Raw genomic sequence first — 351 nt, forward strand, 5'->3', positions numbered from 1 at the left:
TTTCGAATCATCTGATCCAAAGTTGTCGCCGAGTATTCATCGTTTAGCAATGTTCGGTATACTTATCCCTTTGGTTGTGTATGGTTTTCCGACGTTTTCAACGCGGTATCAGTTTTTCTTTTGTATTTTTACCGTAGGTATTAGTTTTACTTCTCTTGCGCGCTTTATTGCTCGTGATCGCTTTGCGGTCCTAATGGTGACTTGTTTCTTGGCTTATATTCCCTTTTATCGTTTCTTGAGTAACCCTCTATCTATTGTTTATATTCCATATCAAAGCCAAGAAAATACCACAGCGCACATGCTGTATCCATCGTCTCTGAACGAATATGCCATCTCATTCGTCAGCCAAGC

The 351-nt window shown here is 40.2% G+C and carries 1 protein-coding gene; it reads left to right on the forward strand.

Annotated features, from left to right (window positions below; translation table 11 throughout):
• Positions 1–351 (forward strand): hypothetical protein (locus AC0L3B_RS38735; protein WP_473382953.1); only part of this gene is annotated, 351 nt, incomplete at both ends.

The sequence above is a fragment of the Bradyrhizobium sp. Kon56 genome, from assembly GCF_055807635.1.